This window comes from Bacteroidia bacterium (assembly GCA_027493955.1).
GTDB lineage: Bacteria > Bacteroidota > Ignavibacteria > SZUA-365 > SZUA-365 > JAOSJT01.
In genome coordinates this window covers 2,596,179-2,621,500 of sequence record JAOSJT010000001.1, presented here as the reverse complement: position 1 = coordinate 2,621,500, position 25,322 = coordinate 2,596,179, and the positions used below count along the sequence as shown (strand labels likewise).

The 25,322-nt window shown below is 56.8% G+C and carries 12 protein-coding genes; 8 read left to right on the top strand and 4 right to left on the bottom strand.

The genetic code is table 11. The annotated features are described in order from the left end of the window. Window positions 1–701: 701 nt before the first annotated feature. From M5R41_09920 to M5R41_09905, 4 genes are all read left to right on the top strand, one after another. Window positions 702–5,003, top strand: a complete 4,302-nt coding sequence (locus tag M5R41_09920; protein ID MCZ7556703.1) for a T9SS type A sorting domain-containing protein — start codon at window positions 702–704, stop codon at window positions 5,001–5,003. 1,066 nt (window positions 5,004–6,069) lie between these two features. Further along, window positions 6,070–9,246, top strand: coding sequence for a hypothetical protein (locus M5R41_09915; GenBank protein MCZ7556702.1), 3,177 nt, complete (start codon window positions 6,070–6,072; stop codon window positions 9,244–9,246). A gap of 49 nt (window positions 9,247–9,295) precedes the next feature. Continuing rightward, window positions 9,296–10,447, top strand: coding sequence for a T9SS type A sorting domain-containing protein (locus M5R41_09910; protein MCZ7556701.1), 1,152 nt, complete (start codon window positions 9,296–9,298; stop codon window positions 10,445–10,447). 543 nt (window positions 10,448–10,990) lie between these two features. Further along, entirely contained in the window at window positions 10,991–15,316 is a 4,326-nt protein-coding gene (locus tag M5R41_09905) for a T9SS type A sorting domain-containing protein (GenBank protein MCZ7556700.1), read from the top strand. Between the two features lie 200 nt (window positions 15,317–15,516). On the opposite strand, the gene M5R41_09900 is transcribed toward M5R41_09905, so the two are convergent. From M5R41_09900 to M5R41_09890, 3 genes are all read right to left on the bottom strand, one after another. Further along, a complete protein-coding gene (locus M5R41_09900; protein MCZ7556699.1) occupies window positions 15,517–16,506 on the bottom strand; it encodes a Gfo/Idh/MocA family oxidoreductase in 990 nt (329 codons plus the stop codon). Between the two features lie 203 nt (window positions 16,507–16,709). Next, a complete protein-coding gene (lpxA, locus tag M5R41_09895) occupies window positions 16,710–17,495 on the bottom strand; it encodes an acyl-ACP--UDP-N-acetylglucosamine O-acyltransferase (protein ID MCZ7556698.1) in 786 nt (261 codons plus the stop codon). A 34-nt stretch (window positions 17,496–17,529) separates the two neighbouring features. Beyond that, on the bottom strand, window positions 17,530–18,945 hold the full coding sequence (locus M5R41_09890; protein ID MCZ7556697.1) for a bifunctional UDP-3-O-[3-hydroxymyristoyl] N-acetylglucosamine deacetylase/3-hydroxyacyl-ACP dehydratase: 1,416 nt from the start codon (window positions 18,943–18,945) through the stop codon (window positions 17,530–17,532). 413 nt (window positions 18,946–19,358) lie between these two features. Between M5R41_09890 and ppk1 the strand changes: the two genes are divergently transcribed. The 4 genes from ppk1 (at window position 19,359) to M5R41_09870 (ending at window position 24,473) form a co-directional block, all read left to right on the top strand. Beyond that, window positions 19,359–21,563 (top strand): polyphosphate kinase 1, encoded by a 2,205-nt coding sequence (gene ppk1 / locus M5R41_09885; GenBank protein MCZ7556696.1) that lies wholly within the window; start codon window positions 19,359–19,361, stop codon window positions 21,561–21,563. Window positions 21,564–21,882: 319 nt separating this feature from the next. After that, complete coding sequence (locus M5R41_09880; GenBank protein MCZ7556695.1) at window positions 21,883–22,917, top strand: sensor domain-containing diguanylate cyclase; 1,035 nt, start codon at window positions 21,883–21,885, stop codon at window positions 22,915–22,917. A gap of 510 nt (window positions 22,918–23,427) precedes the next feature. Next, window positions 23,428–24,015 (top strand): YceI family protein, encoded by a 588-nt coding sequence (locus M5R41_09875; protein ID MCZ7556694.1) that lies wholly within the window; start codon window positions 23,428–23,430, stop codon window positions 24,013–24,015. Beyond that, on the top strand, window positions 24,012–24,473 hold the full coding sequence (locus M5R41_09870; GenBank protein ID MCZ7556693.1) for a MarR family transcriptional regulator: 462 nt from the start codon (window positions 24,012–24,014) through the stop codon (window positions 24,471–24,473). Before M5R41_09875 ends, M5R41_09870 begins: the two co-directional genes overlap by 4 nt. A gap of 71 nt (window positions 24,474–24,544) precedes the next feature. Here M5R41_09870 and M5R41_09865 read toward each other — a convergent pair whose 3' ends face one another. Further along, window positions 24,545–25,288 carry a sulfite exporter TauE/SafE family protein gene (locus M5R41_09865; protein MCZ7556692.1) on the bottom strand — a complete coding sequence of 248 codons (744 nt, stop codon included), beginning with the start codon at window positions 25,286–25,288 and terminating at the stop codon, window positions 24,545–24,547. Window positions 25,289–25,322: the final 34 nt, after the last annotated feature.

The following is a 25,322-nucleotide window of genomic DNA, read 5'->3' as shown; positions in this document are numbered from 1 at the left end:
CGTAACCTTTTTCAGAATAAACCGTACACCGGTGGACATGTTGCGTAGAATGTACATTTATCCTAATTTCACGATAGTCCTGATGCGGGTGATCTTCGCCTGAAATTCCGTCGCTGCGACGAATCCGGACCGGACAATTCCCCACAACTCCGATCACAGCCAAACGGACCAGGACAATTCCTTTCATTCGTTGCTTTCGACCACACACCCTCACGCGACAGAAAGGATGACCGTGTAACTTTTGCACATCTCCGATTGTCATCCCAGTCTGTGGTTTCGAGCACAGCGCGTTCGTAGACAGAGAATCTCAAAGATGTTGTTTTGAATGATTCAGTTCGCACACATGTTTCGCCTGACTGAAAGTAGCTACCCAAAAAAGACGAAACCCTCGCATGCCGTAAAGCCGACAGGCGCTGGAATGTCGCGAGACTTCCTTCGCCGTCAGTGGCGTCGCCGCATCGGACCCGATTCTTCGCCGTCGGCGGTAAAACGAGCGACATTGATGCTTACGATAGTTCGCACGTACGGACTCCCTGCGCAATGTCCCCTTCCGCTGTATAACAACGCCTCATTCACCAGCTGACATTCTTCGGTCGTGTTACACGAGGATGTCGCATTTTCTCAATATTAGAGGTATTACCATGCAGAAATGTGTTACTTCCCGGGCCTGTTCCCGCGCATTTCGGTCCACCGGGGTTGTCATGCTGCTTCTCCTCGGCAGTATGCTCCTGCATGTTCCCTTGCATGCGCAGGGATCCATGACCCTCCCCATGGGACTGACCGCCAACAACGGCTCGTCGGGAATCTGCTTTGAAGTGACTGCGCTTCGACCGGTGCAGATTTACCGCTTGTGGTCGCAAGGCAGCGCAGGGACCAACACGGTCGAGATTTTTTACAATCCCACCGGTCTCATCAACACTCCCAACTCGAGTTCCGGCTACAATTCCACCGGATGGATCAGTCTTGGTCAGGCGGTGTTTACCGGTGTCGGGTATGGCACCGACATCGAAATTCCCTTCAACATCAACCTGAGAATGAATCAGGGCGACAGATGGGGTTTCGCTATTAAAACGATTTCCGGTGGTGTCTCGTACCGAAGCGGTGTCGCTCCCTACATCATCGCTGACACCTACCTGAGCGTGAACACGGAAGGGTGGGGCGGCGCAGTGCCGACCACATTCTCGAACTGGCCGCGTCAGTTCTGCGGACGTATCGTCTATGACCCGGTTTCCACAGGTCCGAATGATGTCGGCATTTCCTCGATCGATTCGCCGAACGCCTTCTGTGCGGGTTCGCATCCCGTTATTGTGACCTTGCGGAACTCTGGTACCAATCAGGTGACATCGGCCACCATCAACTGGAGCATCAACGGCACTCCGCAGACAGCGCACAGTTGGACTGGTCTGCTCGATACGCTCACCGTTCAGTCCCGCGAAACACAGGTGAATTTGGGTTCGAGGACGTTCGCAACCGGCGTACCGTATACCATTGTCGCCTACACGACCAACCCCAACGGGGTGCCGGATACCAGTAATGCGAATGATACTTCCCGCGTGACGGTCAAGGCGGCTCTGTCCGGAACATTCACCATCGGTGGTCCCTCACCGAATTACGCAAACTTCACCGACGCCATGGCCGATCTGGCAGCGAGCGGCGTGTGTGGTCCTGTGACCTTCAATGTCGCCGCCGGCACATACACGGAAACCGTCACCATTCCGGAAATCCCCGGCGCCAGCTCCACGAACACCATCACCATCGATGGCGGCGCCGGCAATGCGTCAACCAGAATTCTTCAGTACAGCACTCCCAGTCAATATAATCGTGTGCTGCTTCTCGATGGCGCCGATTATGTGCGAATCAGAAATCTGACCATTCGTGCTACTGGAACAACCTACGGGTATGGCGTTCTGTTCACGAATTCCGCCGATAACAACGAAATCACCAACTGTAACATCGAGGTGTACAGTGGCGGCTCGAGCACGGATCACATCGCTGTGCTGGCCAGTTCGACAACGTCGTACAGTACGTACGGCGATCACGGCAGCAATAACCTGCTCGAAGACAACAACATCATCGGCGGGTATTACGGCATCCGCTGGAACGGCTCCGGCTCTACCGACTACACCATTTCCTCCGGAAATCAGTTCGTCAACAATACGATCACGGACTGGTACTACTACGGAATGTACATGTATTACAGCGGCGCGATCACTGTGACGCGTAATCGGTCCATTCAACGTACGACGGGGACGTATACGACCAGCTCGGGTTATGCGTACTACATTTACTATCCGAATGACGGTCCCGAGATCAGCTACAACTATGGCTTTGCGGCGTACGGACCGCTCTATGTGTACCGCCCGAACAATGCCTACGCCTCGACCAACAATCGCGCACGTGTGTACAATAACATGGGTGCGACGAACGGTACGTCCACGAACTACGGTCTGTACGTGAGCTACCCGAGCTACACCGACTGCGTGTACAACTCGATTTTCTGCAAAACCACGGGTACCACCTACGGTCTCTATGTTTACGGAATCGCATCGGCCCTCGACAATAAATACGCCAATAACTGGGTTGTGCTCGAAGGCAGTGGCACGTTCTACGCGCAGTATCACATGACGTCGGGCTCGGCGGTGTCGTACAGTCTGTTCGATCACAACGCTTTCTACCGTATCGGCACCGGAACGACATCATACTACTGGGAAGGAACGAGTTATACCAGTCTTGCGGCCATGCAGGCGGTGTCAACAGGATTCAACCAGAATTCGGTTTACGGTGATCCCTGGTTTGCCAGCGCGACGGATCTGCACAGCAGTTCGGATGTGGGATATCAGGCAGGTATCGCTTTCCCCGGTATTACCGACGATTTTGACGGAGACCAGCGCGGTCCGAATCCCTGCATCGGGGCCGATGAATACCCCGAACCACCGCCGATGTACGATGTGGCGGTGAACGACGTGCGTCTCAATTACGCGGACATGAAGTGGTCACGCATGGAAGGCAGCGCAGCGCATTCTGTGGACGTCGTGCTCGAAAGCACTGGTCGCGATGCCGCACCGAATGGCATCAGCATCACCTACAAAATGGGTAGCATGCCGACAAGCGAGTTCGACGGTGTGCAGCAGACCTTCAATCCGACCTGGAACAACCGTAAAGCCGCCGTGAGCTTCAATCAGAAGGTGACAGGGCTCGCGCCCAGCGCCGGACAGACGGTCTACGTCAAGGTGTTCTGGGCTGCGGATGGAGACGTGGCGAACAATACCGGAAACGACACGCGTCGCATTGACAATACGAAAATTCACGGCCGCGAGAACTTCGACAGCATGCTTGCGCCGGAATTCAGTGACGATCCCGGATTCCTGGATTACAATTGGACGGCGTACAACAGTGCTGGTCCCGCCGTATGGTCGGTTGCGAACGGTGTGGGTACCGCAGGCAGCAACGCTGTGGAATATCCCGGCGACACGCAGGTCGCCGACGATTGGTTCTTTACGCCCGGAGCGGACCTCCAGGGCGGATCGAGCTATCGCATAGCTTTCAACATGAAATCCGTCAGCGGCGCTCCGCAGCGTGTGGAAGTCGCCTATGGCATGAGCCCGGATCCGGGTGCGATGACTACCTTCGCAACTTTCGCGAATTTCACCAACACCGGCTTCATGACCGCCAAGCAGATCGCGGGCGGTCTGGATCCGTACTTCAATACCCCGAATCAGCCGGGTGTGTACTTCATCGGCTTCCGCGTCACGAGCAACGCCGGCGCGGGTGCTGTGGTGATTGACGACATCGTGCTGGACGACAATCCTTCGCCTCCACCGAAAATCGCTTTCGGCAACCCCGGGTCCCCGGTGAGCACCTTCATCAACGATCCGGCGAAAAAGCTCCAGTTCACGGCAACCTATAAAGTACCCGGACTGATCAATAAGACGTACGAGGTGGCATCGTTCACCAATATCTACGGTGCCAATGGTGACTTCCTCTGGGATGTGGAGACGAACACCCCGTGGATCACGCTGACGAAGGCGACGCCGGAACCGACGATGCAGGGGTACAACTTCACCCCGCCGCGTCCGCGGCAGTTCCAGGACTTTACGCTGACCATCAATCCGAACGGCCTGGCTCCGGGTCTGCACGTGGGACAGATCACCTTCTACGGTATTCTGTTCAACGACGATTTCCCGCCGCCGTCGAGCGGTTTGATCGCGACCAATGAACCGCTGAACATCGACGTGGAGCTGCGCGTGGTGAACTCCGGCACGAAGAGCGGCACGCAGTACGAGGAAGCGACGCTTTCGTCGCTGTCCTCCGGCAACACCTACAACTTCACCGCCACCGGCACGGGCAATCCGATCGCCACGGTGGAGGTGACGAGCGGTTCGATCGCGGGTATGACCATTCGCGTGTATCCGTATCAGTTGCCGCAGAACCTTGCGCGCATGCTGTACGTGAAGCGCTACTGGCAGATCACGACCACGGGCGGCGGCTGGTGGACTGCGAACATCACCTTCCCGTATGCGGATCAGGAAGCTGTGATGATTGCCGACCGCAACCAATTGCACGGCGTGCGTCAGGCTGTGGCCCTGGGTCAGTGGGAAGATCCGATCATGGGTACCAGTTCGGCGTCCGATCCGGGTAACAATCTGGTGACGGTGTTCGATCTGAATCCGACGAACAGCACGGGTAATATCGCGCTTGCGCAGTCGTACATGATGGGCAAGCCGGGCGATGCGCTGCCGACGGTTTTCGGACTCGAGCAGAACTACCCGAATCCGTTCAATCCCTCGACCAGCGTGAGCTTCACGGTGGCCGAGGAGCGTGCGGTGCGCCTCGTGGTGTACAACAGTCTCGGCATGGAAGTCGGCGAGCTGGTCAACGATGTGCTGCCGCAAGGCCGCTATACCATCAGCTTCGACGCCCGCGACCTCCCCTCGGGCACATACGTCTGCCGCATGATAGCCGGCGACTACAATAAGACGATACAGATGGTGCTGTCGAAGTAAGCGCCCACGTTGATCCCGACTCAATCAAAGGCCGCCCGAAAGGGCGGCCTTTGATTTACGACGAACGATTTTCGCACCGGTCCCTGAACGAAGTCGAAGGGCCGGTCCCTGAGCGTAGGCGGGCCTGCCCGCCGAAGCATCAGGCGAGAATGGCACAGCCGTTGATACAAGCGAGCGCAGGCGGGCCTGCCCGCCGAAGCATCAGGCGAGAATGGCACAGCCGTTGAAACAAGCGAGCGTAGGCGGGCCTGCCCGCCGAAGCATTATAGTTGCGTATGGCATAAGCGTCAGTGGACGAGAGCGAAGGCGGAACGATGTGTGAAATGCGAGGATATAGCGGAATCGGTGAGTGTAGCGATCGTTCCACCGCGGCTGATCTTCGATTCGCAGCCGAAGGCTGACGGTGCATGTCGAGCGTAACGAGGGAGAAAAAAATGCCGTCAGGCTGATAAGCCTCAGGCTGAGCCACAGGATGAGTTTCGGTGATAGAAACAGTGCGAACCCGGCGCTTCCGCCTCAGGCGGAGAAGCGCCGTGTCCGTTTTCCTCGATGCGCACAAGTACCGATCCGTGTCTTCATGCGCTGCGAGTTTCTCTTGTAGAGTATGGGGCTGATGCTACCATTTCCAGAAGGGCGGCCTTTGTTTCAAGGGCGCGTTTCTGTGCAAGTACTATTTCCACAGTTGTGTGGAGGTTGATCGTCCCGGTGTCCGGGCAGGTTGACGCAGCGAAGCGCCTTTTCCGGGGATGTCCCAGGACGGTCCTTCTGCGTGGTTCATATGCGTCCATGACCTTTGATGAAGCATGCGGGAAGATCTGTGAGATGCTGCTTCGCTGATGTATCGCCGCCATCCTGCAGACCGTGACGTTGGGAAGTGGCATGAAGCAGGATTTTGAAACGAAGAAAAAGTCATGTAGGTTGCGTTAGAAGTGAAAAACACGCCCAGTGAAAAACACTCACTGGCTTCGCTCCTGGTCTGTGTTCGGAAATGCCGGAAATTGATTCCGTAACATTATCGCGCACTCGGTCAGAATCCACATGTCTCAGCATTCTGCGAGGAATAACTATGCAAAACACACGACAAAATGCGGGGAACAGGTCCTCGAAGCGCAAAATGGCTTTGGCAGGCCTGTGCGCGTTTGTCACACTGTTGGGGTTGACCATGTTCAACAGTGCGCCGCTCCAAGCCCAGGGGAGTCTGATCCTACCGATGGGAATAACTGCAAATAACGGCTCATCCGGCATCAGTTTCGAGGTCACAGCCTTGCAACCGGTGCAGATCTACCGCTTGTGGTCCCAGGGATCCGCAGGCACGAACACGGTGGAGATTTATTACAATCCCACAGGTCTTATCAATACCCCGAATTCGAGCACCGGCTACAACAGCACCGGTTGGATCAGTCTGGGGCAGGCGGTGTTCACCGGTGTAGGGTATGGAACCGATATCGAGATTCCCTTCAATATCAACCTGCGGATGAATCAGGGCGACCGCTGGGGCTTCGCAATACGGACAGTGTCGGGTGGCGTGTCGTATCGCAGCGGGACCACGCCCTATGTCTTTTCCGACGCGTACCTGAGCGTCAACACGCAGGCCTGGGGGGGAGCGGTTCCCAACACTTGGAGTTTCTGGCCACGGCAATTCTGCGGCCGCATCAGCTACGACCCCGTCGCATCGGTTCCGAACGACATCGGTATCGCTTCGATTGATTCACCGACGTCGTTCTGTGCAGGAACACATCCGGTTTCGGTGACCCTCAAGAATTCCGGAACGAATCAGGTGACGTCGGCCACAATCAACTGGAGTATCAACGGCACTCCGCAGACCGCTTACAGCTGGACGGGCTTGCTGGATACACTCTCGGTCAGCACACGCGAAACATCCGTGACGCTCGGGAACAGGAATTTCCTCGCAGGCGTCCCGTATACCATCGTCGCCTGGACCACAAACCCGAATGGCGTCCCGGACACGGTCAATAACAATGACACGGCAACGGTCATAGTGAAAGCCGCATTATCCGGTACATATACCATCGGAGGAGTATCTCCCAACTATGCCACGTTTACCGCGGCGGTGGATGATCTCATTTCTTCCGGCGTCTGCGGGCCCGTGACCTTTACCGTCGCCTCGGGCACGTACACGGAGACGATCACGATTCCGGAGATAGCGGGCGCAAGTTCCACGAATACCATCACCTTCGACGGTGGCGCCGGCAACGCCGCAACGCGCATACTCCAGTATAGCTGTCCGAATGCGAACGACCGTGTCGTCGCATTGAATGGCGCTGACTACGTGCGGTTCAGGAATCTGACCATTCGGGCGACGGGAAGCAGCTACGGTTGGGGTGTGCTTTTCACCAATTCGGCCGATTACAATGAAATCACGGACTGCGTGATCGAGGCCTATAATGGCAGTAGCAGCAGCAATTTTATCGGCATTCTCGGTTCGAGTACGACATCAAACTCGACGTCGGGTGATCACGGCAACTTCAATCTTATCCAGGACAACACCATCACCGGCGGGTATTACGGCATTCGCTGGAATGGCTCCGGAACAACGGATTACACCACCGCCAGAGGAAATCAGTTTATCAACAACACGGTGACGGACTGGTATTATTCCGGTGTGTATCTCAACTACGGCGGTCAGTTGATGGTCAAAGGCAACCGTTCGGTTCAAAGAAGCTCCGGTATCTTCACGACATCGTCGGGATATGCCTACTACGTGAACTATCCGAATGACGGACCGGAGATCAGTTACAACTATGGCTTCTCCGCTTCGTACCTGTTCTACATTTACCGTCCGAACTACTATTACACCTCGAGCAGTAACCGCGCAAAGGTGTACAATAACATGGGGGCGACAAACGGTACGTCCACGTGTTACGGACTGTACGTCAACTATCCGCGTTTTACCGATGTGGTGTACAATTCGGTGTATCTGAAAACCACCAGCACGGTCTACGGCATCTATTGCTACGGTGAGACCACTGCGTATGACAACAAGTTCGCCAACAACTATATAGTACGAGAAGGTAACGGGACGTTCTACGCTCAATACCTGATGAACAGCAATACCGCGTTGGACTACAGTTTGTTCGACCACAATGCGTTCTACCGCATCGGGACGAGTGGCACGACCTATTACCACTGGCAGGGCACGAGTTACACCAGCCTCCCTGCGTTGCAGGCGGCCGTATCCGGATTCCATCAGAACTCGGTCTACGGTGATCCGTATTTCGCGAGTGAGACCGATCTGCACTGCAATTCCGACGTCGGCTATCTCGCGGGTGTTTCTTTCCCCGGAATCACCGACGACTTCGATGGCGATCAGCGAGGACCGAATCCGTGCATCGGAGCGGACGAATATCCCGAACCGCCGCCTCTCTATGATGTCGCAATTACTGATGTGCGACTCAACTACGCAGACACAAAATGGACGCGGAAGGAAGGCGTCGCGACACATTCCGTGGATGTCGTTCTCGAGAATAACGGCCGTCTGGCCAATCCCAACGGCATCAGCATCACGTACAAGGTAGGCAGCGTACCCGCAAGTGAATTCGACGGCGTGCAGCAGACCTTCAATCCCGCGTGGAGTGGCGACAAGACCGTCGTTTCATTCACCCAAAAGGTGACGGGTGCTCTTCCCGCTGCGAGCGTTCCGGTGTACGCGAAAGTGTTCTGGCCTCTGGATGCGGTGCCGCTGGACAACACAGGCATTGACGTACGACGCATCGACAATGAGAAAGTTCACGGACGCGAGGATTTCAACAGCATGCTTGCGCCGGATTTCAGCGACGATCCGGGCTATCTCGACTACGACTGGTCGGTGAACAACGCCGGCGGTGCCGCCACCTGGGCGGTGGCCAACGGTGTCGGCAGCGGCGGCACGCATGCGCTCGAGTATCCGGGTGACACGCAGACAGCCGACGACTGGGTGTTCACTCCCGGTGCGACCTTGCTCGCCGAGGCCAGCTATCGGATAGCGTTCAATATGAAATCCGTCAGCGGCGCCCCGCAGCGCGTGGAAGTGGCCTATGGCATGAGCCCCGATCCGGGCTCGATGACCACCTTCGCCACGTTCGCGAACTTCACCAACACCGGCTTCATGACGGCCAAGCAGCTTGCGGGCGGCCTGGATCCGTACTTCAATACCCCGAATCAGGCGGGAATGTACTACATCGGCTTCCGCGTCACGAGCAATGCCGGTGCCGGTGCGGTGGTGATAGACGACATCGTGTGCTGACGACCCCTCGCCGCCGCCGAAAATTGGGTTCGGCATCCCCGGCGATCCCTTGATCACCTTCATTGACAACAGCTCGCGGAAACTGCAGTTCACGGCCACGTATAAGGCGCCGGGACTGATCAACCGGACGTATCAGGTTGCGTCGATGACGAACATTTACGGCTTCGGGGGCGACTTCCTCTGGGATGTGGAAACGAACACCCCGTGGATCACGCTGACGAAGGCGACGCCGGAATCGACGATGCAGGGGTACAACTTCACCCCCGCCGCGTCCGCGGCAGTTCCAGACTTCACGCTGACCATCAATCCGAACGGCCTGGCTCCGGGTCTGCACACGGGGCAGATCACCTTCTACGGTATTCTGTTCAACGACGATTTCCCGCCGCCATCGAGCGGTTTGATCGCGACCAACGAACCGCTGAACATCGACGTGGAGTTGCGCGTGGTGAACTCCGGCACGAAGAGCGGCACGCAGTTCGAGGAAGCGACGCTGAACGGACTCAACCCGGGCAACACCTACAACTTCACCGCGAGCGGCACGGGCAATCCGATCGCCTCGGTGGAGGTGACGAGCGGTTCGATCAGCGGTATGACCATTCGCGTGTACCCGTATCAGTTGCCGCAGAACCTTGCGCGCATGCTGTACGTGAAGCGCTACTGGCAGATCACGACCACGGGCAGCGGTTGGTGGACGGCGAACATCACCTTCCCGTATGCCGATCAGGAAGCGGCGATGATAGCCGACCGTAACCAGTTGCACGGCGTGCGTCAGGCGGTAGCCCTGGGTCAGTGGGAAGATCCGATCATGGGCACCAGCTCGGCCTCCGATCCGGTCAACAATCTGGTGACGGTGTTCGATCTGAATCCGACGAACAGCACGGGCAATATCGCGCTTGCGCAGTCGTACATGATGGGCAAGCCGGGCGACGCGTTGCCGACCGTTTTCGGTCTCGAGCAGAACTACCCGAATCCGTTCAATCCCGCGACCAGCGTGAGCTTCTCGGTGGCCGAGGAGCGTGCGGTGCGCCTCGTGGTGTACAACAGTCTCGGCATGGAAGTCGGCGAGCTGGTCAACGATGTGCTGCCGCAAGGCCGCTACACGATCAGCTTCGATGCCAGTGCGCTCCCTTCGGGCACCTACGTCTGCCGCATGATTGCGGGCGAGTACAACAAGACGATACAGATGGTGCTGTCGAAGTAAGCACCCACGTTCATCCCGACTCATTCAAAGGCCGCCCGATCGGGCGGCCTTTGTTGTACGACGTACGGTATTTCATGCCGTGATCTTCGCATTGTAATCCGATGAGAATCCAAGGTCCAAGGAGGGGCACCGAGGAGTTGCTTTTACTCTCACCCGCGACCATTTTGATCTTGACGTGACGAGTAGTAATTTCACGTGTGAAGAAAAAGCACGACACGTGCGTCCGATTTCCATATTCTGGCTGTTCGTACGGACGACGTTATCCCCCAAAATGGTTGCGAATGATGGCGTGATACTCAGTCTGATGCCGAGGATACCTTGAACCGCGAGCCGGAGAAAGATTGTCTCCGCTGCGACACCTCTTTGAAATGAACGTGTCTGAATCGGGTTGGCCTGGAACCCGACGGGCAGTGTGCTTTCCCAGCATGGTCGTCACTCACTCAATATAGGAGTATATCATCCATGAAGCATTTGTGTACAACTTTACCCGTGCGTATGTCCGCGTGGTCGGTACCACGATGGACGGCATGCCCGGGGGTTATCATGGCGTTTTTCCTCATCCTTCTGGGGTCGGGAAACCTCCCCTTGCTTGCACAGACGATGATGCCGCTGCCTGCTCACGCGTCATCCTATACCGGGTATATCCGCGGCTACTGGTTCCAGGCGCCGACGGATTTCGTCATCACCGGTGTACGAGTCCCAACGGATGCGAGTACTTCGCAGCAGTCGATACAGGTCATGCGCATGGATCCGGCTGCTCCCCCTCCAACATCCTGCTCCACACCGCCAAACCCCCTCAATTTCGTGACGTTGGGATACTGGCCGAATGTGCCGGGGACCAATATCATCCAGACCAATATCCTCGTGCGGCAGGGCGATTACATCGCCATCCTGGGTGCGCGATGGCAGACAGCAGGGAACTTCACCTCGATCAACTCCTATGGCGCCGGACCAGCCGCCTCGTCCATATTCGGGTTCCCGGTAACACTGAACAGGTTGCTGTTCCAGGACGGGATCATGTCATTTCCCGCAAATTGTATCTGGACGTCCACCGGTCAGATCGGACGTGTGGAGATGTACTATGCCGCCCCGGTGTTCGCTCCGAATGACGCCGGTATCGAATCAATCGATTCCCCCAGTTCCTTCTGCGCCGGATCTCATCCGGTTACCGTCACCCTTCGGAATCACGGTTCGCAGCAGCTGACATCCGCCACGATCAACTGGAGCATCAACGGCGTGCCGCAAACCTCGTACAGCTGGACCGGACTTCTGGATACGACCACGTTACAGGCGAGACAAACCTCGGTGAACCTTGGCACGAGGACATTCGCATCCGGAATCCCCTACACAATTGTCGCATGGACAACGAGTCCCAACGGTGTTCCGGATACAGTGAACACAAACGATACCGCAAGCGTCACGGTGCGGGCGGCACTTTCCGGTACCTTCACAATTGGTGGGAGTTCACCGGACTACACCACCTTTACCGCCGCCGTCGCGGATCTCGCCACCAATGGTGTATGCGGGCCGGTAACCTTCAACGTTGCGGCGGGGACATACACAGAAACAATTACCATCCCGGAGATTCCCGGCGCCAGTTCCACAAACACCATCACCTTTGATGGTGGTGCGGGCAATGCGTCCACAAGAATTCTTCAATACAGCACCCCCAATTCGTACGATCGTGTGGTGCAATTCGACGGTGCCGACTACGTGAAGCTGAAAAATCTGACCATTCGTGCCACAGGCACGACATACGGATACGGGGTGTTATTCACGAACTCCGCTGATTACAACGAGATCAGCAACTGCACCATCGAAGTCAACAGCAGCGGATCGAGCACGAATCACATCGGCATTCTTGCCTGTACCCAGTCCTCGTACAGTGCGACCGGAGACTTCGGGAACTACAACCTGATAAAGGACAACAATATCATCGGTGGGTATTACGGCATCCGCTGGAATGGCTCGTCAACCACCGATTACACCACCGCGGTCGGAAATCAGTTCATCAACAACACAGTCACCGACTGGTACTACTACGGAATGTATCTGTACTACGTCGGTGGTCAACTCGTGGTCAAGAGCAATCGCTCCGTTCAACGCACGAGCGGGACCTTCACTACGAGCTCCGGATACGCGTACTACATCTACTATCCGAACGACGGTCCGGAGATCAGTTATAATTACGGTTTCGCGGCGTATTCCCCATTGTACATTTATCGTCCGAACTACTATTACGCCTCGACGGGCAATCGCGCAAAAGTGTACAACAACATGGGCGCGACGAATGGCACCTCCACGAACTACGGCCTCTACGTCAGTTACCCGCGCTATACGGACTGTGTGTACAACTCGGTATTCCTGAAGACGACCGGTACGGCGTATGGTCTCTACCAGTATGGCGAGTCCGGCAGTTACGACAACAAGTTCGCGAACAATTGGGTGGTACTGGAGGGCAACGGGACGTTCTACGCGCTCTACAACTACACAAGCGGATCGGGCGCATCGCACAGTCTGTTCGACTACAACGGCTGGTATCGTTTCGGGACGGGGTCCGACACATACCGATGGGACGGCGTCAGCTATACGTCTTTCGCAGCAATGCAAGCCGCCGTGTCCGGTTTCCATCAGAATTCGGTGTACGGTAATCCCTGGTTCGTCAGTGCGACCGATCTGCACAGCACCTCCGATGTCGGCTATCTCGCGGGTATCTCCTTCCCCGGAATCACCGACGACTTCGACGGCGATCTGCGCGGTCCGAATCCCTGCATCGGGGCCGATGAGTATCCCGAACCGCCTCCAACGTACGACGTCGCTGTGTCGGACGTGCGTTTGAACTATGCGGACGCGAAATGGTCGCGTATGGAAGGTGCAGCGATGCATTCCGTGGATGTGGTGCTTGAAAGCGTTGGTCGCGAGGCCGCGCCGGGAGGCATCAGCATCACCTACAAACTGGGAAGCATGCCGGTAAGCGAGTTTGACGGCGTACAGCAGACCTTCAATCCGACCTGGAGCAACCGCAAGGCCGTGGTGAGTTTCAATCAAAAGGTGACAGGCCTCGCGCCCAGTGCGGGACAACCGGTGTTTGTCAAAGTGTTCTGGGCTTTGGATGGCGATGTAACCGACAACGCGGGCAGCGACACACGGCGCATCGACAATCAGAAAATCCACGGACGCGAGGATTTCAACAGCATGCTTGTGCCGGATTTCAGCGACGATCCGGGCTATCTCGACTACGACTGGTCGGTGAACAACGCCGGCGGTGCCGCCACCTGGGCGGTGGCCAACGGTGTCGGCAGCGGCGGCACGCATGCGCTCGAGTATCCGGGTGACACGCAGACAGCCGACGACTGGGTGTTCACTCCCGGTGCGACCTTGCTCGCCGAGGCCAGCTATCGGATAGCGTTCAATATGAAATCCGTCAGCGGCGCCCCGCAGCGCGTGGAAGTGGCCTATGGCATGAGCCCCGATCCGGGCTCGATGACCACCTTCGCCACGTTCGCGAACTTCACCAACACCGGCTTCATGACGGCCAAGCAGCTTGCGGGCGGCCTGGATCCGTACTTCAATACCCCGAATCAGGCGGGAATGTACTACATCGGCTTCCGCGTCACGAGCAATGCCGGTGCCGGTGCGGTGGTGATAGACGACATCGTGCTGGACGACAATCCCTCGCCGCCGCCGAAAATTGGGTTCGGCATCCCCGGCGATCCCTTGATCACCTTCATTGACAACAGCTCGCGGAAACTGCAGTTCACGGCCACGTATAAGGCGCCGGGACTGATCAACCGGACGTATCAGGTTGCGTCGATGACGAACATTTACGGCTTCCAGGGCGACTTCCTCTGGGATGTGGAAACGAACACCCCGTGGATCACGCTGACGAAGGCGACGCCGGAACCGACGATGCAGGGGTACAACTTCACCCCGCCGCGTCCGCGGCAGTTCCAGGACTTCACGCTGACCATCAATCCGAACGGCCTGGCTCCGGGTCTGCACACGGGGCAGATCACCTTCTACGGTATTCTGTTCAACGACGATTTCCCGCCGCCATCGAGCGGTTTGATCGCGACCAACGAACCGCTGAACATCGACGTGGAGTTGCGCGTGGTGAACTCCGGCACGAAGAGCGGCACGCAGTTCGAGGAAGCGACGCTGAACGGACTCAACCCGGGCAACACCTACAACTTCACCGCGAGCGGCACGGGCAATCCGATCGCCTCGGTGGAGGTGACGAGCGGTTCGATCAGCGGTATGACCATTCGCGTGTACCCGTATCAGTTGCCGCAGAACCTTGCGCGCATGCTGTACGTGAAGCGCTACTGGCAGATCACGACCACGGGCAGCGGTTGGTGGACGGCGAACATCACCTTCCCGTATGCCGATCAGGAAGCGGCGATGATAGCCGACCGTAACCAGTTGCACGGCGTGCGTCAGGCGGTAGCCCTGGGTCAGTGGGAAGATCCGATCATGGGCACCAGCTCGGCCTCCGATCCGGTCAACAATCTGGTGACGGTGTTCGATCTGAATCCGACGAGCAGCACGGGCAATATCGCGCTTGCGCAGTCGTACATGATGGGCAAGCCGGGCGACGCGTTGCCGACCGTTTTCGGTCTCGAGCAGAACTACCCGAATCCGTTCAATCCCTCGACCAGTGTGAGCTTCACGGTGGCCGAGGAGCGTGCGGTGCGCCTCGTGGTGTACAACAGTCTCGGCATGGAAGTCGGCGAGCTGGTCAACGATGTGCTGCCGCAAGGCCGCTACACGATCAGCTTCGATGCCAGTGCGCTACCTTCGGGCACATACGTTTGCCGCATGATTGCGGGCGAGTACAACAAGACAATACAGATGGTGCTGTCGAAGTAAGCACCACGTTCAACCCGACTCATTCAAAGGCCGCCCGATCGGGCGGCCTTTGTTGTACGGACGATTGCATACCTACTGAAGCATCATGCGAGAATGGCACAGCCGTTGGTACAGGCGAGTATGGTTGCTCAGGAAAGCAACAGGCGGTGCCTGAGGGCAATACGAGCAGCAGTTCGTATCTGCGGAGAAACGGGCAGCTCTCAGCTCTGCGCTGTTTGTCCGTTTATCATCCGCACAATCTCCTCAGCCACCTCCAACGCCTGCTGCGCGGCGTAGCCGTCCACAATGGGACGCGTGCCGCTGCGTGCGGCATTGACGAAGAGCTGTAGTTCGTATTTGAGGGGATTGTGGTCCTGCGGCGCGGGGGGCTGCTCGAAAATGATATTGCGCCGGACCTTACCCTGCTCGATCATGCCGAGCATGTAGGTGGGCGTGACGTCGGCGTCGGCGTCCACGAGACGGAACACCTCGCTCTGACCGGCGAGGAAATCGATGGAGATATAGGCGCTGCGCTGGAAGAGACGCATCTTGCGCATGCGGTTCTGCGAGATGCGGCTGGCGGTGATATTGGCGACGCAGCCATTGGCGAATTTCAGCCGCGCGTTGGCTATGTCGGCGGTGTCGGATACGACGGCAAGTCCGCTGGCATCGATGCTGGTGACCTCGCTTTTCACCAGCGCGAGTATGATGTCGATATCGTGTATCATCAGATCCAGCACCACGGCGACATCGGTGCCGCGGGGATTGAACTGCGCCAGACGGTGCGACTCGATGAAGAGCGGAGCAAGTTCCAGCGTGTCCAGCGCGACAATGGCGGGATTGAAACGCTCGATGTGTCCCACCTGTATGATTACGCCGCGCTCGTCCGCCATCGCGTTGAGCTCGCGGGCCTGCTGCACCGCCTCGGTGATGGGCTTTTCGAGGAACACGTGTTTTCCCGCGTGTATGGCGCGGGCGGCCGTGTCGAAGTGATTGGATGTCGGCGTGGCGATGCTCACGGCGTCAACATGGTTAAGCAATTCTTCCAGCGATGAACAGGCGCGCGCACCGTAGAGCTTGGCGATTTCGGCGCAACGATCGGCGTTGCTGTCGAAGACGGCGGTCAGCGAAGCCCCTTCAGCCGTGCTGAGCATTTTCGCATGAAGAGAACCGAGATGACCGAGACCAGCGACGCCGACAGTGAGTGCCATGAGGTGCTTCCAGTAGAAAAGTTAAGGGTGAAGAGTAAAGGGGTCGAGTGAAATGGTGAAAAGGAGAAATGGTGAAAAGGAGAAAAGGTGAAAAGGAGAAAAGGTGAAAAGGAGAAAAGGTGAAAGGTGAAAGGATTCGTCGAAGCGAACGGTCGGCGTGGTTCAGCGCAAAGGTCTGTGCATGCCGCCGCGGGAAGCACAGACTAGTTGCGCGTTCCTCTGATAATGCCGCGGTTGCTTCCCGCGATGAAATCCAGTACGGCGGTTACTTCCGGTATGGCCGGAAGGTTGTCCTTCACCCACTGTACACCCTGGCTGACATTCATGCCTTTGAAATAGATGGCGGCGTAGGTTTGTTCGAGCAGATCCAGCGTCTCGCGCGAGAACCCGCGGCGGCGGAGGCCGATGGAGTTGAGTCCCTCATACCGTGTCGGCGTACCGCCGGCAAGTATGTATGGCGGAATGTCCTTGACGATACGGGAACTGGAAGCGATCATCACATGCGCACCGATGTGGCTGAACTGATGAATGCCGGTCAGGCCGCCGATGATCGCATTGTCGCCGATCACGCAATGGCCGCCCATGCTCGTCGAGTTCGCGATGATGATGTTGTCGCCCACGATGCAGTCGTGCGCTACATGCACCCAGGCCATGAAGAGGCAATTGCTGCCGATGACGGTTTTCCACGAATGCGTGGTGGCGCGGTTCAGCGTGCAGTATTCACGGATGGTACAATTATCGCCGATGAACAGCTCCGTTTTCTCGCCGGCGTATTTCAGGTCCTGCGGAGGCGTGCCGACCACGGTGCCCTGATGGATGGTACAGTTGCTGCCGATGCGCGCGCCGTTGTCCACGAGACAATGCGGCCCGATGCTGGTGCCTTCGCCTATGCGTACGTCCGCTTCGATGATGGCGTAGGGACCGATGGTGACGGTATCGGCGAGTTCCGCCGCGGGATTGACGATGGCTGTCGGGTGTATGGTGGGCATGTGCGTCGCTGTCCGGAACTGGTGAAGTGGTCTGTTATTCGCTTTTCGCTTTGCTGCCGTTTTTGTCAATGACGGCGGCCATCATATCCGCTTCGGCGACGAGGTCGCCGTCCACGTAGGCCTTACCGCGGATCTGAATGAGATTTCTGCGGCGGTTCATCATCTCGACTTCCATGACGAGCTGATCGCCCGGCACCACCGGCTTGCGGAATTTAGCGTTGTCGATGGTGGAGAACAGCGCGAGTTTTTCTTTCGGATCGCCGATGCTGTTGAGCATGAGTATGCCGCCGCACTGCGCCATGGCTTCGATGATGAGAACACCGGGCATAACCGGTTTGCCGGGGAAATGCCCGTTGAAAAACTGCTCGTTCATGGTCACGTTTTTCAGGCCGACGATTTTTTTATCCAGTTCGAGACTGACGATTCTGTCCACGAGCAGGAAGGGGTAGCGGTGGGGGAGTATATCCGCGATGGCGTTGACGTCCAGCACCACGCCCTGCTTTTTCTCGAGCTGATATTTTTTCACCAGGCGTTTTTCGAGATAGAGCTTGCGAATCATTTTCGCGAATTCCACGTTGCTCGCATGTCCGGGACGCGCAGCCAGAATTTGGGCCTTGAGCGGGACGCCCACCAGCGTCAAATCGCCGAGCAGATCGAGAAGCTTGTGGCGCGCCGGTTCGTTCTTGTAGCGCAGCGTGATATCGTTCAGGAAGCCGTGGTCGTTGAGATGCATGGTACGGTCCAGCTTGAGCTTTTCGCTGATCGCTTCCAGATCATCCGCGTTCACATCGCGGTCTACAATCACCACCGCGTTGTCGAGACTGCCGCCTTTGATGAGGCCGGCGTCGTGCAGCATTTCCACTTCGGTGAGGAAGCAGAAGGTGCGCGAGGAAGCGAACTCGGACACGAATTCCTCGAGATTGAACATGCCGGTGTGCTGGCTTCCGAGGGCAGGGTTTTTATAGTCCACCATCACCGTCATGCGGAAGTCGTCCAGCGGCAGGGCCACGATGTCCACTTCCTTGTCGGGGTTGGAGAACTGAATCGTTCGGTCGATGATCAGATAGTCTTTCGGTGCTTCCTGCTTTCTGATGCCCGCGCGCTGCAGGGCTTCGACGAAGGGCATGGCGCTGCCATCGCCCACCGGGGGTTCGATACCGTCGATTTCGATGATGAGATTGTCAATTTGCATCCCCGCGACCGCGGCGAGCACATGCTCCACCGTGTACACCTTGATATCACCGTGACCCAGAGTGGTGCCGCGGGACACGTCCACCACATAGTCCACGATGGCGGGAATCTCCGGATTGCCTCCCAGGTCGGTACGCACGAAGCGGATACCGTGGTTTTCAGGTGCCGGTTTGAAAGTGATGGTGCACTGGGCGCCTGTATGCAAACCTGTTCCCGAGTAGGAAACCGGTTCTTCTATGGTGCATTGGTGAACGAGCATGTTTTCGATGGAATAGTGACGTTACAGAATATATCCATGTAAATTCGCCAGAAAAATGCGAAAAAACAATCGAATGACGATGTGCGAGGTACGATGGACGATTTTACGGAATTTGCCGGCTGCGTGCGCCGATCTCAGGCTCGTAAAAAGGTAAAAGGGAAAAAGGGTGAAAAGGTTGAGTGCCGAAGGGGGTAGAGTCGCCGCGGTGAAATGATACTCTGTGGATTTGGGAGCGACTCGATCCCATCCCTTTCACCCTTTCACCTTCTTTCTTTTTCGCCATCACCACGAGAGTACCGGCTACGGCAGCGGAGAGCTATGCATCGCGCTAACAGAATCCTAACCGATTTACCCTGCAAATGGCGTGGAAATTGCATAATTTTGTGGATTACAATCTATTGGATGCACAATACATGAGCGAAGCGAAGACGAGCGGCAGTATTCACGAGATTCACATGCGAGCGCAGGACAGTGCTTCCATGGATCGTGATCGCGAATTCAGGGCGGATGAGGCGGTCATTCCGGCTTTTCACCCCGTGGATCTATACTCCCCGGAGGCGTATTTCAACCGCGAGTTGAGCTGGCTGGATTTCAACTGGCGCGTGCTCAACGAGGCGCTGGATCCCGCCGTACCGCTTTTAGAGCGACTGAAATTCATCGCCATCACTGCCGCGAATCTCGATGAATTTTTCATGATTCGCGTGGCAGGGCTCAAGCAACAGATCGAACTGGGTGTGACGGACCTGCCGTCCGACGGCATGACGGCCGAGGAGACCATTAACGCCATTCGGGTGCAGGTCTGCCGCATGAACAAGGCCATGTCGGATTGCTTTACCGGCGATATTCTTTCGGGACTGGAGCGTGAAGGCGTATTTCTGCATGCCTACGAAGATCTGGACTCCGCATCGCGGGAGTGGTGTGAGAAGTATTTCATTGATCAGGTCTTCCCGGTGCTCTCACCGCTGGCTATCGATCCGGGGCATCCCTTCCCGCATCTGATCAACCGCTCGCTCAATCTGATTTTGACCGTGGTGGATTCCATCACTTCGCAGGAGCGTATCGCCGTGGTGCAGGTGCCGCCTGTCGTGCCACGCCTCGTCTCGATACCGGGGCGTTCGGACGGGTATCATTACGTTCTGCTGGGCGAGGTGATTGCCGCCAACGCGAACGCGTTGTTTCCGGGGCTGTCGGTGAAAGACTCCCATCGCTTTCGCGTCACACGCAACGCCGATCTGGAAATTGCCGACGATGAAGCGTCCGATTTGCTCAAGACCATCGAGGAGCAGATTCGCCGCCGGCGCTGGGGAGCTGTGGTACGCATGGAAGTGGACAGCGGCATGCCGGCGAAGGTGCTGCGTATTCTCCAGAACGCGCTGCACCTTTCCGATCGGGAGATCTACCTGGTTGACGGTCCGCTGAACCTCGCGGATTTTATGACTCTGACAGCCCTCCCGCTGCCGCATCTCAAGGATACCCGTTTCGCTCCGCGTATCGTCGGCGAACTGCGCGTGGCGCAGGATATTTTCACGCGTGTCAAGGATAGAGATATCTTTTTCCATCATCCCTACGATTCCTTCTCTTCCGTCGTCGAGTTCATCGAGACGGCGGCGGACGATCCGACGGTGCTGGCGATCAAGCAAACGCTGTACCGCACGAATGGCGACTCGAATCTTGTGCGTGCGCTTGCGCGCGCCGCGGAGAACGGCAAGCAGGTCACCGCCTTCGTCGAACTCAAAGCCCGTTTCGATGAGGAGAACAACATCATCTGGGCCCGGCAGCTCGAGCAGGCCGGAGTACACGTCGTGTACGGGATTATCGGCCTGAAAACACACTGCAAGCTGTCGCTGGTCGTGCGCAGGGAGAGGGGATCGCTGCGCACCTACGTCCATTTGAGCACGGGAAATTATAACGAGATCACCTCGCGCATCTACACGGATTTCGGTTTGTTGTCGTGCCGCGAGGACCTCGCTTTCGAGGCATCGGAACTTTTCAATTATCTGACCGGCTACTCGCATCAAACGGAATGGAATAAAATCATCATCGCCCCCATTTCCTTGCGACAGAAGCTGCTGGCCTTGATTCAGCGTGAGGCCGATTTCCAAAAAGCGGGTGTACCGGGGCGCATCATCGCGAAGATGAACGCGCTCGTGGATGCGCAGATCATTCGGGCGCTCTACCGTGCCTCCATCGCCGGAGTGCAGATTGATCTTATTGTGCGCGGCATCTGCTGTCTGCGTCCGGGAGTACCGGGATTGAGCGAGAATATTCGCGTGCGCAGCATTGTGGGGCGTTTTCTGGAGCATAGCCGGGTGTTCGTTTTCGGAAACGCCGACAATCCGGAAATCTACTGCAGCAGCGCGGACTGGATGCCCCGAAACCTCAACCGTCGCGTCGAGGCGATGTTCATGGTGGAGGATCCCATGATCAGTGACAGGATACTCGACCATATTCTGCCGACGATCCTGGCGGACAATGTGAAATCGTACGAACTGCGTGCCGATGGCAGTTACGCGCGTCCGGTAGTGGACCCCGCACAACCTCGTGTGAACAGCCAGGAGGCCTTTATTCGCTATGCGGAAGTGGCTTCACGTGAGCGCGAGGTCTTGGACGACGATTAGTGGTATCGAAACCCGTGGAGAGGGGGTGAATATTCCGGCTGGGAGAACACAACACCTGCACGCTGCCGCTGACGCCGCATTGCGAGCAGGCAAACGAAAATCGCAATACGACCGTTGTATCCGTTACCAAAATTCCGGAGCGTTTCAGCTTGTGGATGCCACGCGGTGTCGTTCCCGTGGGCAACGATATGTGACCACTTGACATTTGTTTCGCTGTCCTGTACTATGCGGTCGATAATCACGTACACATAGACACCTCGCGAGTTCGCGTCTGTATATACAGCAAACCCTTACGTTCATCGGGTTCCGGAGGTATGTCATGAAAGAGCTGAACGCACCGCAGTGCCTGGAGTATTTCGCCGATCTGCTCGCGCTTCTCGCCACGAACAGACATTACGAACGGGTATTTCATTATGTCGTGGACCGCATTGTCCGTCTCTATCATTGCCGCAGCTGCGCTATTGTCCTGATTGACCGGGAGACCGAATTTCTGAGCATCGAAAACTGTTTCGGCATTTCGCGGTCGTATTGCAAGGAATTCCGTAAACATCTCGCAACCGGGGCCATTGGCGACGTGCTGTGGACAGGACGTCCGTTGCTCATTTCCGATGCGTCGCTGCTCCCGGCCATTGCGGAGGAGGTATATCTCGAACAACCCTTTGCGAGCTGCATCATCGTGCAGCTCAGCGTGCACCACCAGACGCTGGGTTATTTATATGCGGCGAGCGACGCGAGGGATGCGTTTCAGGCGTCGGACCTTCCTGTGATCGAAATGTTCGCCCGTGTCGCAGGAATTGCGCTCTACCAGAACAGGTTGTACGATGAGAACATCCGGCTTGACAGAGTGGATCACGAAACAGGCCTTACGCGCTATTCCTGTTTTGTGGAATCCATGCAGCAACAACTTGCGCGCGCGGCGGAAACCGGGGAAGAATTCGGTCTCATTCTGATGGACGTGGACAACTATAAGAGCATAGCGAACACCTATGGCGGCGAGGCGCGGAGGAGTTTCCTCCGGGAGTTCGGCGGCTTGTTGGTCAGGCACCTCCGCGCGTACGACAGTGCTTGCCGTTATGGTTCGGACGAAGTGCTGATCCTGCTTCCGAACAGCGGCATTGATGCCACGTTGCACTACGGTGAGCATCTGTGTTCGATAGTGCGCGAGCATACCTTTACGGAACACGATCTCCGAAGCACCGTCAGCGCGGGAGCCGTCGTGTACCCCATCGACGGAAGCACGCTGGAGGAACTCCTGCTCGCCGCGAAGCAACTCGTGTTCGACGCGCAGCGCGCGGGACGCGACCGCCTGTTATGGCGGGGAGAGTCGAAGAACGACATCGTGATCGGAAGTTGAGCGCCGTAGCGCATGGTTGGCGGACCGCATACTCGCCCACAGGTGCTGCCTTCGTTTTCCGGACGTCGATAACGGCGATGCCGTCAGGGCCTCGTTGAGCGTCCGCAAATGCGCCGGAATGCCACTGCACCGCTGATGACCGTACGCCGCCGGATGCCGGACGTGTTCGGATCGCAACACGAAGCGGGATGACGTGCGCGAACCGGCACGCATCCGCGTTTTTCAGACCCACGACAATACTCTGTCCCTCAACGGCAAGGCTGCCCGCGTCGCGAAAGGAGGTCCGTAGCGATGCTGTGGACAGCAGGATTTTTCCTATCCCCTCAAGCGGGAACCGGATCGAACAGAATTCCTGCGAGCGATGCGGGAGGGGAGCGGTGGTTTCGGCAGTTCCGGGGTTTCTGTAAGAACGGTTTTCGTGGGGAACTTCCGCTGTCCATGTGTGTGTTATAACATAAGTTTGAATTTAAAACTTTTCCCATTAACTTACACATACCTTCAGGAGCTCCCATGAAAGCTGTACGGATGATTCCGCTTCTTTTCCTCGCCTTCGCCTTCACTGCGTCTGCCCAGACGCGTTGGACGTTTGACAAGTCGCATACCAATATAGGTTTCAACGTCACCCATCTCGTCATCTCCGAGGTTGATGGTTTTTTCAAGACGTTTGACGGATCCATCACCACGAAAGGTGACAGCTTCGATAACGCAACCATCGAGTTTTCCGTTGACATCGCCAGCATTGATACAGACAATGAAAAGCGTGATCAGCATCTGAAGTCGGACGATTTTTTCAATGCCGAAAAATATCCCAAGATGACATTTAAGAGCACGTCCATGAAGAAATCCGGCAAGAACACCTACAAGCTCATCGGCGACCTGACCATTCGCGACAAGACCAAGCGGGTCGAACTCGATGTGCGCCATAATGGGACGGTGCAGGACCCCTGGGGCAACACCAAGGCGGGTTTCAAGATTACCGGCAAGATCAATCGCTTTGATTACGATCTCAAATGGAATACGCTTACCGAAGCCGGCGGTGCCGTGGTGGGGAAAGACGTTCGACTGAATCTGAACGTGCAGCTGAAGAAGGAAGCGTGACGCGGCTCGAGGAAGAAATACAGAGCAAGTTCAGCAGTGAATATCACAAGCTGACCGTGGGTATCCTGTATACCCACGGTCGGCTTGTAGCTGCCGCGAACGAGGTCCTCAAACCGTACGGATTGACACTGCAACAATTCAACATCCTCCGCATACTGCGGGGACAGATGCCGCATGCAGCCACCGTGTCTCTGCTCAAGGAACGAATGCTCGATAAAATGAGTGACGCATCGCGATTGGTGGAACGCCTACGGACCAAGGGCTTTATTGAACGGCGTACCAGTGCAGAAGACAGGCGTCAGGCGAACATTTCCATAACGAAAAAGGGGCTCGAAACGCTCGAGCGCATCGGCGATTTCGACGGAATTCTGACTGCGGTTTCAAAGGTGGTCACGGAGGAGGATGCGCGCACTACCAACAAGACTCTCGACAATCTCAGGGACGCTCTCGGGGCCTGAGTCAGAACCTCCGTCGCGAAAAGGCAGTGTGGGGCGGCTGCTCCCCGCACCCAACGGCACTGCATGCACAATTACTCGGAACAGCAGCCGCCTTTGTGCGTAGCGGAATGCTGTGGCATCTCTGTTGTGGTGGCTTTCTTTTTCATCATGTCCATATCCGGACTGAGAAACGGAATTCCGAGTGATAATCCGCGGAGGATGAACAGTACGCCCATCACAAGCACCGCGACGGGTATCGCTTTGTTTATGCGTGTACGGAGCGAACCGGTAATAAGTCCGCTCGCGAACGAGGCCGCAAACATGACCGGAAGTGTCCCCAGTCCGAAGATGAACATGTACAAGGCGCTGCCGCCGATCGAGCCCATGACGAGCGAACCGGCAAGCGCCATGTACACCAGTCCGCAGGGAAGAAAGCCATTCAACACACCGATCAGCAGCATGGACGAATGCCTCGTATTGCCAAGCAATGATCCGAGCTTCACTTTCAACCTCGTGAACACCTTGTCGTAGAGGGCGGAGGGCAACACCTTTCGTGCGGCGCGAGAAGGCAACAGCACACTCAGCACCATGAGACCACCGGCGACAATCCCGAGCCATTGCTGAAATCCCGCCATGGCGACACCCTGTCCGACAAGTCCCGCAACCGCGCCCATGAGGGAATAGGTCACAGCGCGCCCGAGGTTGTACAACAACCGTTCTACGGTAAAACGCAGGCGCTGTGCGGCATTTCCGGGCAGAGCGAGTACGATGGGACCGCACATTCCGAGACAGTGAAGACTCCCGATGAAACCGATGATAAAGGCTGACCAGAGCATGGTATCGCTCCTGAAGGTTCTGACAATAACTGTT

What these genes read in the sequence shown, in the direction of transcription:
- lpxA (MCZ7556698.1), bottom strand. Translation starts at nt 17,495, where the DNA reads ATGCCCACCATACACCCGACAGCCATCGTCAATCCCGCGGCGGAACTC.
- M5R41_09920 (MCZ7556703.1), top strand. Translation starts at nt 702, where the DNA reads ATGCTGCTTCTCCTCGGCAGTATGCTCCTGCATGTTCCCTTGCATGCG.
- M5R41_09915 (MCZ7556702.1), top strand. Translation starts at nt 6,070, where the DNA reads ATGCAAAACACACGACAAAATGCGGGGAACAGGTCCTCGAAGCGCAAA.
- M5R41_09880 (MCZ7556695.1), top strand. Translation starts at nt 21,883, where the DNA reads ATGAAAGAGCTGAACGCACCGCAGTGCCTGGAGTATTTCGCCGATCTG.
- M5R41_09865 (MCZ7556692.1), bottom strand. Translation starts at nt 25,288, where the DNA reads ATGCTCTGGTCAGCCTTTATCATCGGTTTCATCGGGAGTCTTCACTGT.
- M5R41_09890 (MCZ7556697.1), bottom strand. Translation starts at nt 18,945, where the DNA reads ATGCTCGTTCACCAATGCACCATAGAAGAACCGGTTTCCTACTCGGGA.
- M5R41_09875 (MCZ7556694.1), top strand. Translation starts at nt 23,428, where the DNA reads ATGAAAGCTGTACGGATGATTCCGCTTCTTTTCCTCGCCTTCGCCTTC.
- M5R41_09900 (MCZ7556699.1), bottom strand. Translation starts at nt 16,506, where the DNA reads ATGGCACTCACTGTCGGCGTCGCTGGTCTCGGTCATCTCGGTTCTCTT.
- ppk1 (MCZ7556696.1), top strand. Translation starts at nt 19,359, where the DNA reads ATGAGCGAAGCGAAGACGAGCGGCAGTATTCACGAGATTCACATGCGA.
- M5R41_09905 (MCZ7556700.1), top strand. Translation starts at nt 10,991, where the DNA reads ATGGCGTTTTTCCTCATCCTTCTGGGGTCGGGAAACCTCCCCTTGCTT.